9 protein-coding genes and 1 tRNA gene are annotated in these 13,096 nt (G+C 62.8%); all 10 read left to right on the top strand.

What is annotated here, in order from left to right; translation table 11 throughout:
• Positions 1-701, top strand: a 701-nt coding sequence (locus BM013_RS11620; RefSeq protein ID WP_256221461.1) for an EF-Tu C-terminal domain-related protein, incomplete at its 5' end; no start/stop codon positions are given.
• Between the two features lie 21 nt (positions 702-722).
• Positions 723-798: transfer RNA gene (locus tag BM013_RS11615), tRNA-Trp, on the top strand.
• 103 nt (positions 799-901) lie between these two features.
• A complete protein-coding gene (secE, locus tag BM013_RS11610; RefSeq protein WP_093126729.1) occupies positions 902-1,285 on the top strand; it encodes a preprotein translocase subunit SecE in 384 nt (127 codons plus the stop codon).
• Positions 1,286-1,897 (top strand): transcription termination/antitermination protein NusG, encoded by a 612-nt coding sequence (nusG, locus tag BM013_RS11605; protein ID WP_081269556.1) that lies wholly within the window; start codon positions 1,286-1,288, stop codon positions 1,895-1,897.
• Between the two features lie 137 nt (positions 1,898-2,034).
• Positions 2,035-2,466, top strand: a complete 432-nt coding sequence (gene rplK / locus BM013_RS11600; protein WP_056584627.1) for a 50S ribosomal protein L11 — start codon at positions 2,035-2,037, stop codon at positions 2,464-2,466.
• Positions 2,467-3,165 carry a 50S ribosomal protein L1 gene (gene rplA, locus BM013_RS11595; protein WP_093126727.1) on the top strand — a complete coding sequence of 233 codons (699 nt, stop codon included), beginning with the start codon at positions 2,467-2,469 and terminating at the stop codon, positions 3,163-3,165. It abuts the gene before it with no gap.
• 244 nt (positions 3,166-3,409) lie between these two features.
• The gene (rplJ, locus tag BM013_RS11590) at positions 3,410-3,946 is read left to right on the top strand and encodes a 50S ribosomal protein L10 (RefSeq protein WP_056512894.1); all 537 of its coding nucleotides are present in this window, start codon (positions 3,410-3,412) and stop codon (positions 3,944-3,946) included.
• 42 nt (positions 3,947-3,988) lie between these two features.
• Positions 3,989-4,366, top strand: coding sequence for a 50S ribosomal protein L7/L12 (gene rplL, locus BM013_RS11585; RefSeq protein ID WP_093126724.1), 378 nt, complete (start codon positions 3,989-3,991; stop codon positions 4,364-4,366).
• A 252-nt stretch (positions 4,367-4,618) separates the two neighbouring features.
• Positions 4,619-8,743 (top strand): DNA-directed RNA polymerase subunit beta, encoded by a 4,125-nt coding sequence (gene rpoB, locus BM013_RS11580; RefSeq protein WP_093126721.1) that lies wholly within the window; start codon positions 4,619-4,621, stop codon positions 8,741-8,743.
• A 19-nt stretch (positions 8,744-8,762) separates the two neighbouring features.
• Positions 8,763-12,998 (top strand): DNA-directed RNA polymerase subunit beta', encoded by a 4,236-nt coding sequence (gene rpoC / locus BM013_RS11575; protein ID WP_093126719.1) that lies wholly within the window; start codon positions 8,763-8,765, stop codon positions 12,996-12,998.
• Positions 12,999-13,096 lie beyond the last annotated feature (98 nt).

Raw genomic sequence — 13,096 nt, 5'->3', positions numbered from 1 at the left:
GCGACGACACCCCGATCATTCACGGCTCGGCCAAGCTCGCCCTCGAAGGCGACAAGGGCAAGCTGGGCGAAGAAGCCATCATGAAGCTGGCTGAAGCGCTGGACACGTACATCCCGACGCCCGAGCGCGCCGTGGACGGCACGTTCCTGATGCCCGTGGAAGACGTGTTCTCGATCTCGGGTCGCGGCACGGTCGTGACCGGCGCCGTCGAGCGTGGCGTGATCAAGGTCGGCGAAGAAATCGAAATCGTGGGCATCCGCCCGACGGTCAAGACCATCTGCACCGGCGTGGAAATGTTCCGCAAGCTGCTGGACCAGGGTCAAGCTGGTGACAACGTCGGCGTGCTGCTGCGCGGCACGAAGCGCGAAGAAGTCGAGCGCGGCCAAGTGCTGTGCAAGCCCGGCTCGATCAAGCCGCACGTGCACTTCACCGCCGAGGTGTATGTCCTGTCGAAGGACGAAGGCGGCCGTCACACGCCGTTCTTCAACAACTACCGCCCGCAGTTCTACTTCCGCACGACGGACGTGACCGGCGCGATCGAGTTGCCCAAGGACAAGGAAATGGTCATGCCTGGCGACAACGTCAGCATCACCGTGAAGCTGATCAACCCGATCGCGATGGAAGAAGGCCTGCGCTTCGCCATCCGTGAAGGCGGCCGCACCGTGGGTTCGGGCGTCGTGGCCAAGATCCTCGACATCTAAGTCGGGCGCAAAGAGTACCGGAGGGGTATAGCTCAATTGGCAGAGCGTCGGTCTCCAAAACCGAAGGTTGTAGGTTCGATTCCTACTGCCCCTGCCACCTAGGTGGCACCCCGAAAAGCCCGTCGTGTCCCGACGGGCTTCGGCGTCTGAAGAAGGCGCATTGAATTGAAGGCCTCAGGGTCACAGGAAATCAGCCGAACATGGCCACTTCTCAAATCGAAACCGTGAGCACCGGCGCCGACAAGGCCAAACTGGCCGCGGCCGTTGTGCTGGCAGTGGGCGCCATCGTGGCGTTCTATCTGCTGTCGCGCCAAGGCTCGCTGGTGCAATGGGCTGCACTGCTGGTCGGCCTGGCCGCCGCAGTGGCTGCTTTCGGCAGTTCGGAGAATGGCCGCCAGTTGTGGGCCTTTGGCCGCGACTCGTGGCGCGAGGTCAAGAAGGTCGTGTGGCCGACCCGCAAGGAAGCGATGCAAATGACGGCCTACGTGTTCGCCTTCGTGGCGATCATGTCCGTCTTCCTCTGGCTCACCGACAAGACGCTCGAATGGGTGTTTTTCGACCTCATTCTGGGCTGGAGAAAATAAATGACCGACGACGCAGTTGAAACCACGCCGAGCACGCCGGAGGAAGAAAACACCTCCGTGCTGGCTCCCGCCGCCAACCCTGATCTGCGTTGGTACGTGGTCCATGCCTATTCGGGCATGGAAAAGGCTGTCGAGCGCAACATCACCGAGCGCATCAACCGCGCCGGCATGCAGGACAAGTTCGGCCGCATCCTGGTTCCGACCGAAGAAGTGGTCGAAATCAAGAACGGCCAGAAGCGCACCACCGAGCGCCGCTTCTTCCCGGGCTACGTGCTGGTCGAAATGATCATGGACGACGAGAGCTGGCACCTGGTGAAGCACACCAACAAGGTGACGGGTTTCGTGGGCGGCGCCAAGAACCGTCCGGCCCCGATCTCGCAGAAAGAGGTCGAGGACATCGTCAGCCAGATGCAGCAGGGCACCGAGAAGCCGCGCCACAAGGTCGAGTTCACCGTGGGTGAATTCGTGCGCGTCAAGGAAGGCCCGTTCACCGACTTCAACGGCACCGTCGAAGAAGTCAATTACGAGAAGAGCAAGGTCAGCGTGTCGGTCATGATTTTCGGCCGCGCGACACCTGTGGAACTCGAATTCAGCCAGGTCGAGAAGACCTGAGCCCCGGGCCGCAAGGCCCGCACCATTTTCGGCTGCGCGTTGTCCGACTCGGCGCGCGGCCTTGATCTCGAAGAGTCGTTAAACCCCGGGGAGCCTCGGCCACAGGCCAAGGCGATATCACCCGCAAGGAGCAAAGCATGGCGAAAAAAATCGTCGGCTTCATCAAGCTGCAAGTCCCAGCTGGTAAGGCCAACCCGTCCCCCCCGATCGGTCCCGCACTCGGTCAGCGCGGTCTGAACATCATGGAGTTCTGCAAGGCGTTCAACGCGCAAACCCAAGGCGTCGAGCCGGGTCTGCCGCTGCCGGTGGTCATCACCGCGTTCGCTGACAAGAGCTTCACCTTCATCATCAAGACGCCCCCGGCGATCACCTTGATCAAGAAGGCCATCAAGCTGGACAAGGGCTCGGCCCGCCCGCACACCGACAAGGTCGGCAAGATCACGCGCGCCCAGCTCGAAGAAATCGCCAAGGCCAAGATGAAGGACCTGACTGCCGCCGACCTCGACGCAGCAGTTCGTACCATCGCCGGCTCGGCCCGCTCGATGGGCGTGAATGTGGAGGGCGTGTAAATGTCCAAGATCACCAAGAAGCAAAAGTCGCTGCAAGGCAAGGTCGACAGCAACAAGCTGTACCCGCTGGTTGACGCGATCGTCATCGTCAAGGACGCGGCCACCGCCAAGTTCGACGAATCGATCGACGTGGCCGTGCAGCTCGGCATCGACGCGAAGAAGTCCGACCAGGTCGTGCGTGGCGCCGTCGTGCTGCCCAACGGCACCGGCAAGACCAAGCGCGTCGCCGTGTTCGCCCAAGGCGCCAAGGCTGAAGAAGCCAAGGCCGCCGGCGCCGACATCGTCGGCATGGACGACCTGGCTGCCATGGTCAAGGCTGGCGACATGCCTTTCGACGTCGTGATCGCCGCACCGGACGCCATGCGCGTCGTCGGTACGCTGGGTCAGATCCTCGGCCCGCGCGGCCTGATGCCCAACCCCAAGGTTGGCACGGTGACCCCGGACGTCGCCACGGCTGTGAAGAACGCCAAGGCTGGCCAGGTCCAGTTCCGCGTCGACAAGGCCGGCATCATCCACGGCACGATCGGCCGTCGTTCGTTCGACAACGACAAGCTGCAAGGCAACCTCGTTGCGCTGATCGATGCACTGGTCAAGGCCAAGCCGGCGACCAGCAAGGGCGTGTTCCTGCGCAAGGTCGCTGTGTCGTCGACCATGGGTCTGGGTGTCCGCGTGGACACGCAAACCATCTCGGCGAGCTAAAGAGATTGGCTCTGCCCGAAAGGGTGGGGCGAATGTGGTGGGTCGCGGCAGCTTCGGTTGCCGCGAGCCATCCAAGACCGCTGGTGTGCAGGGCGCTGCACTTAATCGCCGGATCGATCCTTCCGGTATCCAGCGCAGATGGCGATCCCGCTGCAAGGAATCAGTTTTTGTTCCGAAACAGTTGGTCGCTGCATGAAGCGCGATCCAAGGCCCCGGCCGAAGATCGCATTAAAAGGAGTAGACCTTGAGTCTGAATCGCAGTGAGAAAGAAGCGGTCATCAGTGATGTGACCAGCCTCGCCGCAAAAGCTCAAACGCTCGTGATGGCGGAATACCGTGGCATCTCGGTAGCCGATATGACCAAACTGCGCAGCGAAGCTCGCAGCAAGGGCGTGACCCTCAGCGTGTTGAAGAACACGCTGGCACGCCGTGCTGTGGCTGGTAGCGCATTTGAAGTCGTCGGTGACCAGATGACCGGTCCGCTGATCTACGGCTTTTCCGAAGACGCAGTGGCCGCCGCCAAGGTGGTGGCCGACTTCGCGAAGACCAACGACAAGTTGGTGATTCGCGGTGGCGCGTTTGGCGGCAAGGCCCTGGACGTCAATGGCGTGAAGCAACTGGCCAACATCCCTTCGAAGGAAGTGCTGTTGTCCCAATTGCTGGGCTTGATGCAATCCCCCGTTTCCCGTACGGCACGCGTTCTCGCGGCGCTGGCTGCGAAGCGTGGCGAAGGCGAAGCTGCACCCGTCGCCGATGCACCGGCAGAAGCGCAAGCCGCTTGAGCTTGCGTTTGAAATATTCAACCCAATTGTTAGGAAACAAAAATGGCATTCGATAAAGACGCATTTCTGACCGCGCTCGACAGCATGACGGTCCTGGAACTCAACGACCTGGTCAAGGCCATCGAAGAGAAGTTCGGCGTGAGCGCCGCAGCAATGGCCGCTCCGGCCGGCGCTGGTGGTGGCGCCGCTGCTGCTGCAGTGGAAGAACAGACCGAATTCAACGTCGTGCTGACCGATGTCGGCGCGAACAAGGTGTCGGTCATCAAGGCCGTGCGCGAAATCACCGGCCTGGGCCTCAAGGAAGCCAAGGACCTGGTGGAAGCCGCTCCCAAGGCTGTCAAGGAAGCCCTGTCCAAGGCTGACGCTGAAGCTGCAAAGAAGAAGCTGGAAGAAGCCGGCGCCAAGGTGGAACTGAAGTAATTCAGACCCCCTAGAGGGCTGGAGGTGCCTGAAAAGGCCCTCCAGCCTTTGCCGCTTTCAGAGCGCACCCAAAAGAGGCCGGCTTTCAGCTTCTTTTGAGTGTCTTCTGACCCCGACTGCAGAAGACCCCTTGGTTCGGGCGATGTGCAACGCATCGCCGTCCGCCAACGGCTGGTAGTGGCCAGCCGCCAAGGAGCAGTGGTGCCAAGGCACCTGAACAAGTCGCTGAAGATCTCAAGCTCCGGAGCTCTCATGGCCCAATCGTCCGCGTACAGTTACACCGAACGCAAGCGCATCCGAAAAAGTTTCGGTAACCGCGACAGCGTCGTTGAAATCCCCTACCTGCTGCAGATGCAGAAAGACGCGTACACCGCGTTCCTGCAAGCCGGCATCGCCCCCAAACAACGCACCGTCGAAGGCCTGCAGGCCGCGTTCGACGCTGCCTTCCCGATCGTCTCGCACAACGGTTTCGTCGAGATGAAGTTCCTCGAGTACAACCTGGCGAAGCCGGCGTTCGACGTGCGTGAGTGCCAGACCCGTGGTCTGACCTTCGCCTCGGCCGTGCGCGCCAAGGTTCAGCTCATCATCTATGACCGCGAGTCGTCGACGTCGCAGTCGAAGGTGGTCAAGGAAGTGAAAGAGCAAGAGGTCTACATGGGCGAAGTGCCGCTCATGACCGAAAAGGGCTCGTTCATCATCAACGGCACGGAACGCGTGATCGTGTCCCAGCTGCACCGTTCGCCGGGCGTGTTCTTCGAACACGACAAGGGCAAGACGCACAGCTCGGGCAAGCTGCTGTTCTCGGCCCGCGTGATCCCTTACCGCGGTTCGTGGCTCGACTTCGAATTCGACCCGAAGGACATGCTGTACTTCCGCGTGGACCGTCGCCGCAAGATGCCGGTCACGATCCTGCTGAAGGCCATCGGCCTGAACCCGGAATCGATCCTCGCGAACTTCTTCGTGAACGACAACTTCCGCCTGATGGACAGCGGCGCGCAGATGGAATTCGTTCCCGAGCGCCTGCGCGGCGAAGTCGCGCGCTTCGACATCACCGACAAGTCGGGCAAGGTCGTGGTCGCCAAGGACAAGCGCGTCACCGCGCGCCACACGCGTGAACTCGAGCAGGGCGGCACCACGCACATCAGCGTGCCGGAAGACTTCCTGGTCGGCCGCGTGATCGCCCGCAACATCGTCGACGCCGACTCCGGCGAAATCCTGTCCAAGGCCAACGACGAGCTGACCGAAGCGCTGCTGAAGAAGCTGCGCACGGCCGGCGTGCAAGACGTTCAGGTGATCTACACCAACGAACTCGACCAGGGTGCGTACATCTCGCAGACCCTGCGCATCGACGAAACGGTGGACGAATTCGCCGCGCGCGTGGCCATCTACCGCATGATGCGCCCCGGCGAGCCGCCAACGGAAGACGCGGTGCAGGCCCTGTTCCAGCGCCTGTTCTACAACCCGGACACGTACGACCTGTCGCGCGTGGGCCGCATGAAGTTCAACGCCAAGGTCGGCCGCGACGAATCGACCGGCCCGATGGTGCTGACCAACGAAGACATCCTGGCCGTGGTCAAGATCCTCGTGGACCTGCGCAACGGCAACGGCGAAGTCGACGACATCGATCACCTGGGCAACCGTCGCGTGCGTTGCGTCGGCGAACTGGCCGAAAACCAGTACCGCACCGGCCTGGCACGTATCGAGAAGGCCGTGAAGGAACGTCTGGGTCAAGCGGAGCAAGAGCCGCTGATGCCGCACGACCTGATCAACAGCAAGCCGATCTCGGCCGCGCTGAAGGAATTCTTCGGTGCCTCGCAGCTGTCGCAGTTCATGGACCAGACGAACCCGCTGTCCGAAATCACCCACAAGCGCCGCGTGTCGGCCCTTGGCCCGGGCGGTCTGACGCGCGAACGTGCAGGCTTCGAAGTGCGCGACGTGCACGTGACCCATTACGGCCGCGTGTGCCCGATCGAAACGCCTGAAGGCCCGAACATCGGTCTGATCAACTCGCTGGCCCTGTACGCCCGCCTGAACGAATACGGCTTCATCGAGACGCCGTACCGTCGCGTGGTGGACAGCAAGGTCACGATGGACATCGACTACCTGTCGGCCATCGAGGAAGGCAAGTACGTCATCGCCCAGGCCAACGCGGCCCTGGACAAGGACGGCGTGCTGACCGGCGACCTGGTTTCCGCGCGTGAAGCCGGCGAATCGATCCTGGTCGGTGCCGAGCGCATCCAGTACATGGACGTGTCGCCCGCGCAGATCGTGTCGGTGGCCGCTTCGCTCGTGCCGTTCCTGGAGCACGATGACGCGAACCGCGCGTTGATGGGCGCCAACATGCAGCGTCAGGCCGTGCCTGTGCTGCGCCCCGAGAAGCCGATGGTCGGTACCGGTATCGAGCGCGTTTCCGCGGTCGACTCGGGCACCGTGGTCACGGCCACCCGCGGCGGTATCGTCGACTACGTCGACGCGACCCGTGTCGTGGTGCGCGTGAACGACGCCGAAGCGGCTGCCGGTGAAGTCGGCGTGGACATCTACAACCTGATCAAGTATCAGCGTTCGAACCAGAACACCAACATCCACCAGCGCCCCATCGTCAAGCGCGGCGACAAGATCGCCAAGGGCGACGTGGTGGCCGACGGCGCATCGACCGACCTCGGCGAACTGGCCCTCGGCCAGAACATGCTGATCGCGTTCATGCCCTGGAACGGCTACAACTTCGAAGACTCGATCCTGATCTCCGAACGCGTCGTCGCCGAAGACCGCTACACCTCGATCCACATCGAGGAACTGGTGGTGATGGCCCGCGACACCAAGCTGGGCGCCGAAGAAATCACGCGCGACATCCCGAACCTGGCCGAGCAGCAGCTCAACCGCCTCGACGAATCCGGCATCATCTATGTCGGCGCCGAAGTGCAGCCGGGCGACACGCTGGTGGGCAAGGTCACGCCGAAGGGCGAGACCACGCTGACGCCGGAAGAGAAGCTGCTTCGCGCCATCTTCGGCGAGAAGGCTTCCGACGTGAAGGACACCTCGCTGCGTGTGGACCAGGGTTCGCAGGGCACCGTGATCGACGTGCAGGTCTTCACCCGTGAAGGCATCACGCGCGACAAGCGCGCCCAGCAGATCATCGACGACGAACTCAAGCGCTTCCGCCTCGACCTGAACGACCAGCTGCGCATCGTCGAAGCCGACGCGTTCGACCGTATCGAGAAGCTGCTGACCGGCAAGGTCGCCAACGGCGGCCCGAACAAGCTGGCCAAGGGCACCAAGCTCGACAAGGCCTACCTGTCGTCGGTCGAGAAGTTCCACTGGTTCGACATCCGCCCGGCGGAAGACGAAGTGGCCACGCAGCTCGAGTCGATCAAGAACTCGCTGGAGCAGACGCGTCACAGCTTCGACCTCGCGTTCGAAGAAAAGCGCAAGAAGCTCACGCAGGGCGACGAGCTGCCCGCGGGCGTGCTCAAGATGGTCAAGGTCTACCTGGCCGTCAAGCGCCGCCTGCAACCCGGCGACAAGATGGCCGGCCGTCACGGCAACAAGGGTGTGGTGTCCAAGATCGTTCCGGTCGAAGACATGCCCCACATGGCCGACGGCACGCCGTGCGACATCTGCCTGAACCCGCTGGGCGTGCCTTCGCGGATGAACGTGGGCCAGGTGCTCGAAGTGCACCTGGGCTGGGCCGGCAAGGGCATCGGCCAGCGCATCGGCGACATGCTGCAGCAAGAGGCCAAGGTGGCCGAGCTGCGCAAGTTCATGGAGCAGCTGTACAACGGCTCGGGCCGCAAGGAAGACATCGGCTCGCTGAGCGACACCGAACTGCTCGAGATGGCGGCGAACCTGCAGAACGGCGCGACCTTCGCGACGCCTGTGTTCGACGGCGCATCGGAAGAAGAAATCCGCGGCATGCTCAAGCTCGCCTACCCGGACGACATCGCCAAGCTCAAGGGCCTGACCGACACGCGCACCCAGGCGTATCTGTACGACGGCCGCACCGGCGACCAGTTCGATCGTCCCGTCACCGTCGGCTACATGCACTTCTTGAAGCTGCACCACTTGGTCGACGACAAGATGCACGCACGCTCGACCGGTCCGTACTCGCTGGTCACGCAGCAACCGCTGGGCGGCAAGGCGCAGTTCGGCGGCCAGCGTTTCGGGGAAATGGAAGTGTGGGCGCTGGAAGCTTACGGCGCCGCCTACGTCCTGCAGGAAATGCTGACGGTGAAGTCCGACGACGTGCAAGGCCGTACCAAGGTGTACGAGAGCATCGTCAAGGGCGAACACTCCATCGAAGCCGGCATGCCGGAATCGTTCAATGTGCTGGTCAAGGAAATCCGTTCCCTGGGCCTGGACATCGAACTCGAACGTTCTTAAGCGACAAGGAAAGAGTCACATGAAGTCATTACTCGACCTGTTCAAGCAATTCACGCCCGATGAGCATTTCGATGCCATCAAGATCGGCATGGCGTCGCCCGAGAAGATCCGCTCGTGGTCTTTCGGCGAAGTGAAGAAGCCGGAGACGATCAACTACCGCACGTTCAAGCCCGAGCGCGACGGCCTGTTCTGCGCCAAGATCTTCGGCCCCATCAAGGACTACGAGTGCCTGTGCGGCAAGTACAAGCGCCTGAAGCACCGCGGCGTGATCTGCGAGAAGTGCGGCGTTGAAGTCACGCAGACCAAGGTGCGTCGCGAGCGCATGGGTCACATCGACCTGGCCGCGCCCTGCGCCCACATCTGGTTCCTGAAGTCGCTGCCGTCGCGCCTGGGCCTCGTGCTCGACATGACGCTGCGCGACATCGAACGCGTGCTGTACTTCGAAGCCTACGTGATCACCGACCCCGGCATGACCCCGCTGAAGAAGTTCGGCATCATGTCCGAGGACGACTACGACGCGAAGCGCAAGGAATACGGTGACGAGTTCGTCGCCAAGATGGGCGCCGAAGGCATCAAGGACCTGCTGGAAGGCATCGAGCTCGACAGCGAGATCGAACGCCTGCGCGGCGACCTGACCGGCTCCGAAGTCAAGGTCAAGAAGAACTCCAAGCGCCTGAAGGTGCTGGAAGCCTTCCGCAAGTCGGGCATCAAGCCCGGCTGGATGGTGCTGGACGTGCTGCCCGTGCTGCCGCCGGACCTGCGTCCGCTGGTGCCGCTGGACGGCGGCCGCTTCGCGACCTCCGACCTGAACGACCTGTACCGCCGCGTCATCAACCGCAATTCGCGTCTGCGCCGCCTGCTGGAGCTGAAGGCTCCGGAAATCATCGCGCGCAACGAAAAGCGGATGCTGCAGGAAGCGGTCGACTCGCTGCTGGACAACGGCCGCCGTGGCAAGGCCATGACGGGCGCCAACAAGCGCGCGCTGAAGTCGCTGGCCGACATGATCAAGGGCAAGAGCGGCCGCTTCCGCCAGAATCTGCTGGGCAAGCGCGTCGACTACTCGGGCCGTTCGGTCATCGTGGTGGGCCCGACGCTCAAGCTGCACCAGTGCGGCCTGCCGAAGCTGATGGCGCTCGAGCTGTTCAAGCCCTTCATCTTCTCGCGCCTCGAAGCCATGGGCATCGCGACGACGATCAAGGCTGCCAAGAAGGAAGTCGAATCGGGCACGCCGGTGGTCTGGGACATCCTGGAAGAGGTCATCAAGGAGCACCCGGTCATGCTGAACCGCGCTCCGACGCTGCACCGTCTGGGCATCCAGGCCTTCGAACCGATCCTGATCGAAGGCAAGGCCATCCAGCTGCACCCGCTCGTCTGCGCGGCATTCAACGCCGACTTCGACGGCGACCAGATGGCCGTTCACGTGCCGTTGTCGGTGGAAGCGCAAATGGAAGCCCGCACGCTGATGCTGGCCTCCAACAACGTGCTGTTCCCGGCGTCGGGCGAACCGTCGATCGTTCCTTCGCAGGACGTGGTGCTGGGTCTGTACTACACGACCCGCGACCGCATCAACGGCAAGGGCGAGGGCCTGATCTTCTCCGACATCGGTGAAGTGCAGCGCGCGCTGGACGCCAACGAAGTCGAGCTCACCGCCAAGGTGGCAGTGCGTATCACGGAGTACACCAAGGACAAGGAAACCGGCGTGTTCACGCCGTCGACCTCGCTCGTGGACACCACCGTGGGCCGTGCCCTGCTGTCCGAGATCCTGCCGAAGGGCCTGCCGTTCTCGAACATCAACAAGGCGCTGAAGAAGAAGGAAATCTCCAAGCTCATCAACGTCTCGTTCCGCAAGTGCGGCCTGAAAGAGACCGTCGTGTTCGCCGACAAGCTGCTGCAAAACGGCTTCCGTCTGGCGACCAAGGCCGGTATCTCGATCGCCATCGACGACATGCTGGTGCCCGCAGAGAAGCACGGCATCATCGAGCGCTCCGCCAAGGAAGTGAAGGAGATCGAGCAGCAGTACGTGTCCGGTCTGGTGACCTCCGGCGAACGCTACAACAAGGTGGTGGACATCTGGGGCAAGGCCGGCGACGAAGTGTCGAAGGTGATGATGGCCAAGCTCTCCAAGCAGAAGGTCATCGACCGTCACGGCAAGGAAGTCGAGCAGGAGTCCTTCAACTCGATCTACATGATGGCCGACTCCGGCGCCCGCGGTTCCGCGGCCCAGATTCGCCAGGTGGCCGGTATGCGGGGCCTGATGGCCAAGCCGGACGGCTCGATCATCGAGACGCCCATTACCGCGAACTTCCGCGAAGGCCTGAACGTGCTGGAGTACTTCATCTCCACCCACGGTGCCCGTAAGGGTCTGGCCGACACGGCACTGAAGACGGCGAACTCGGGCTACCTGACCCGTCGTCTGGTCGACGTGACGCAAGACCTGGTGGTGACCGAGCAGGACTGCGGCACGCACGGCGGCTACCTGATGCGCGCGATCGTCGAAGGCGGTGAAGTGATCGAGTCGCTGCGCGACCGTATCCTCGGCCGCTCGGCTGCGGACGATGTGCTGCACCCGGAAAACCGCTCGGTGCTGCTGAAGGCCGGCTCGATGTTCGACGAAGACAACATCGAAGTGCTGGAAGCGCAAGGCGTCGACGAGGTCAAGGTCCGCACCGCGCTGACCTGCGAAACCCGTTTCGGCATCTGCGCCACCTGCTACGGTCGCGACCTGGGCCGCGGCGGCCTGATCAACATCGGCGAAGCCGTCGGTGTGATCGCCGCCCAGTCCATCGGCGAACCCGGCACGCAGCTGACGATGCGTACGTTCCACATCGGTGGTGCCGCTTCGCGCGCTGCCATCGCCTCGAGCGTGGAAGCCAAGTCGAACGGTTCGATCGGCTTCAACGCCACGATGCGCTACGTGACCAACAGCAAGGGCGAGCTGGTCGTGATTTCGCGTTCGGGCGAGATCGTCATTCATGACGAGCACGGCCGTGAGCGCGAACGTCACAAGGTGCCGTACGGCGCGATCCTGGCCGTCAAGGCCGACCAGCAGATCAAGGCCGGCCACGTGCTTGCCAACTGGGATCCGCTGACCCGCCCGATCATTACCGAGTTCGCCGGCAAGACGCAGTTCGAAAACGTCGAGGAAGGCCTCACGGTTGCGAAGCAGGTGGACGAAGTGACCGGTCTGTCGACCCTGGTGGTGATCGACCCGAAGCGCCGCGGCGCTGCCAAGGTCGTTCGCCCGCAGGTCAAGCTGATCGACGCGCAAGGCCAGGAAGTGAAGATCCCCGGCACCGACCACTCGGTGACGATCGGCTTCCCCATTGGCTCGCTGGTGCAGATCCGCGACGGCCAGGACGTGGGCCCCGGCGAAGTGCTGGCGCGTATTCCGGTCGAAGGCCAGAAGACCCGCGACATTACCGGCGGTCTGCCGCGTGTGGCCGAGCTGTTCGAAGCCCGTTCGCCGAAGGACAAGGGCATGCTGGCCGAAATGACCGGTACCGTGTCGTTCGGTAAGGAGACCAAGGGCAAGATCCGCCTGCAGATCACCGATCCCGAAGGCGGCGTCTACGAAGACCTCGTGCCGAAGGAAAAGAACATCCTGGTGCACGAAGGCCAGGTGGTGAACAAGGGCGAAAGCGTGGTCGACGGTCCGGCGGACCCGCAGGACATCCTGCGCCTGCTGGGTTCGGAAGAACTCGCGCGCTACATCGTGGACGAAGTGCAGGACGTGTACCGCTTGCAGGGTGTGAAGATCAACGACAAGCACATCGAGGTGATCGTTCGCCAGATGCTGCGCCGCGTCGTGGTCGACAACATCGGCGAGACGAACTACATCTCCGGCGAACAGGTCGAACGCAGCGAAATGCTCAACACCAACGACGCCCTGCGCGCCGAAGGCAAGATCCCCGCGACGTTCACCAACCTGCTGCTGGGTATCACGAAGGCGTCGCTGTCGACCGACTCGTTCATCTCGGCTGCTTCGTTCCAGGAAACGACGCGCGTGCTGACCGAAGCCGCGATCATGGGCAAGCGCGACGAGCTGCGCGGTCTGAAGGAAAACGTGATCGTCGGCCGCCTGATTCCCGCAGGCACCGGCATGGCGTACCACCAGGCACGCAAGGTCAAGGACGCCATGGACGAAGCCGAGCGCCGCGCCATTGCCGAGTCGGAAGCCGCCGAAATGGCAGCCTCCAGCGACAGCAGCGATGCAGCAGCCACGGTGGACGCCAGCGAAGGCGCCGCGACCGAATAACTGGTTAGCATCACCGGCCATGACCGGTACACACGCCCCCCGACCGCTCCCGGTTGGGGGGCGTTTTTCTTTGTGTTTTCCATGAGGCCTTGTTGTCG

Origin of the sequence: Variovorax sp. OK605 (genome assembly GCF_900115445.1) — a bacterium.
In the GTDB taxonomy this organism is placed as follows: Bacteria; Pseudomonadota; Gammaproteobacteria; order Burkholderiales; family Burkholderiaceae_C; genus Variovorax.
Note: the sequence above shows the minus strand (reverse complement) of the source record. Positions and strands in the feature narration are given on the sequence as shown.

Excerpts from the sequence above, each read along its gene's own strand:
- secE (WP_093126729.1), top strand. The coding sequence starts at position 902 with ATGGCCACTTCTCAAATCGAAACCGTGAGCACCGGCGCCGACAAGGCC.
- nusG (WP_081269556.1), top strand. The coding sequence starts at position 1,286 with ATGACCGACGACGCAGTTGAAACCACGCCGAGCACGCCGGAGGAAGAA.
- rplK (WP_056584627.1), top strand. The coding sequence starts at position 2,035 with ATGGCGAAAAAAATCGTCGGCTTCATCAAGCTGCAAGTCCCAGCTGGT.
- rplA (WP_093126727.1), top strand. The coding sequence starts at position 2,467 with ATGTCCAAGATCACCAAGAAGCAAAAGTCGCTGCAAGGCAAGGTCGAC.
- rplL (WP_093126724.1), top strand. The coding sequence starts at position 3,989 with ATGGCATTCGATAAAGACGCATTTCTGACCGCGCTCGACAGCATGACG.
- rpoB (WP_093126721.1), top strand. The coding sequence starts at position 4,619 with ATGGCCCAATCGTCCGCGTACAGTTACACCGAACGCAAGCGCATCCGA.
- rpoC (WP_093126719.1), top strand. The coding sequence starts at position 8,763 with ATGAAGTCATTACTCGACCTGTTCAAGCAATTCACGCCCGATGAGCAT.